Source organism: Mycobacterium timonense, from assembly GCF_025821985.1.
GTDB classification, from domain to species: domain Bacteria; phylum Actinomycetota; class Actinomycetes; order Mycobacteriales; family Mycobacteriaceae; genus Mycobacterium; species Mycobacterium avium.
Genome location: NZ_JACKSY010000087.1, coordinates 1 through 1,680, shown reverse-complemented (window position 1 = coordinate 1,680; position 1,680 = coordinate 1). Strand labels below are relative to the sequence as shown.

The window sequence follows — 1,680 nt, the reverse complement described above, 5'->3', positions numbered from 1 at the left end:
GACGACGCCCACATCTTGCGGGCCTCGTCCTCCACGGTCTGGGCGTGCACCTCGAAGCGGCCCGCCATCGCCCGCATTTCGTGCGGGTCGGTCATAAAACGTGTTGCCATCTCGGCTGTCTCCTTATTACGTGATTACTGGATGTGATTACGACGGTGGCCGGATCGATTACGTGTTAGGCAACCGCCGAGCCGAATATGTAGAAATGACCCCCCCTTCCCGTCAGCCGGCGGCCACCGGGTGTTGTCACGGTGCGACGGACGTCAAACCCGAACCGCGGCGTTTGAGTTGACGGTGTGCGCTGGGCGGCTGCGTTGGAACCCACGTCGGTGACGACCTGCCCCAAGCCCCGAACCGGCGATCCGGATCAGAGGGCCGCTGCGGCGTTGGCTGCTTCGGTTGCCGCGTAGGAACCGGAGCTGGTCAACAGGGTGTTGACGAACGCCTCGTGGATGGCGGCGGCCTGGGCGCTCACTGCCTGGTACATCTGCGCGTGCGCGGCGAACTGGGCTGCGGTCAGCGCCGAGACCTCGTCGGCAGCGGCGGGTACCACCCCCGTCGTTGGGGCTGCAGCGGCCGCGTTCTGGGCGCTCAAGGTCGACCCGATAGCCTGCAGGTTCCCGGCCGCCGCGGCCAGAGCCTCCGGCTGTGTGGTCACGAACGACATATTTTCCCTCCTAGTTGGATCCCCGACTCTGCGAGATTAGATGATAGCGAGCCGCGAAGTCGCCGCGGAAACGGCGTGTTTGCAATTGTTCACTTGGCGGTACGGCGAATTCACTTTTGGTAACGACACAGTAACAGCGCCTGACCTCGACCGCTGCCCTTCGCGCGACGGTCATGGCAAACGCTACCAGCCCCCGGTCGAAAACGTTGCTGGTAATTCGTCACACCGGCTGCGCGGCCACGTCGGCCGGCGTAAAAATCCGGCGGTCGATTAACTCGCGGCTCGAGTCGATGCGCGGGTGTTTCCCGCTGGCGTGTCGCTGGTACCTCCTTTCGCCCGTTTCGGACCGCTGAGTGCAGCGGTGCTCGGCCAACTCCGGATGACACTGGGTGTGGGTTATCCGGCGAAGGGTGGTCGGGCCATGACGGTGGGGCGGAAGCCGTATTTGGGTCCGGCGGCACCGTGGCCACCCGCCCCGGCACCCGCCAGGGGCATGCCGCCGAGCAGGTTGCCCGGTCCCCCGGCCGCCTCGGGCGCCGCACTGATGCTGCTGACCGGAATGGCATGCCCCAACGCCGGTGTGGCCGGGGCACCCGACCAGGCCACCGGCACCGACAACTTGCCCCCGATCGAACCCGCACCGCCCAACGCCGCCACCGGATGCGCCGCGGCCGCACCACCACCGAGCATGCCGCCCAACCCCCCCAGGCCGGGCAACGCCTTGGCCGCCGCCGGAGCCGCCCCACCAATCGCCCCCACCGACTTGGCGATCTGGGTGAACGTGTTGGCCATACCAGTACTGAAGTACGGCAACCCCTCCGTGTTGTAGAACAGGCCGGCGAACGGGCTGTAACCGTTGACCAAGGTGCCGAGGTTGGTGGGCAGGCTGGTCTGGCCGGTGAGCAGGAACCAGATCTCCGAGAGCGGATCGGTGCTGGTGGTCGAGGCCGCCGTGGTGGCCGCCTTGGTCGCCGTGGTCGAACTCGACGCCGGCTGGGCCAGCGACTGCAACG

2 protein-coding genes and 1 pseudogene are annotated in these 1,680 nt (G+C 66.9%); all 3 read right to left on the bottom strand.

What is annotated here, in order from left to right:
• Nucleotides 1–110 (bottom strand): annotated as a pseudogene (locus H7I87_RS19880) (WXG100 family type VII secretion target); the annotation flags it as partial.
• A 257-nt stretch (nt 111–367) separates the two neighbouring features.
• Nucleotides 368–667: a PE family protein gene (locus H7I87_RS19875; RefSeq protein ID WP_023863885.1), complete on the bottom strand. Its 300-nt coding sequence runs from the start codon at nt 665–667 to the stop codon at nt 368–370.
• Between the two features lie 396 nt (nt 668–1,063).
• Nucleotides 1,064–1,680, bottom strand: a 617-nt coding sequence (locus tag H7I87_RS19870; protein WP_264002844.1) for a PE/PPE C-terminal domain-containing protein, incomplete at its 5' end; no start/stop codon positions are given.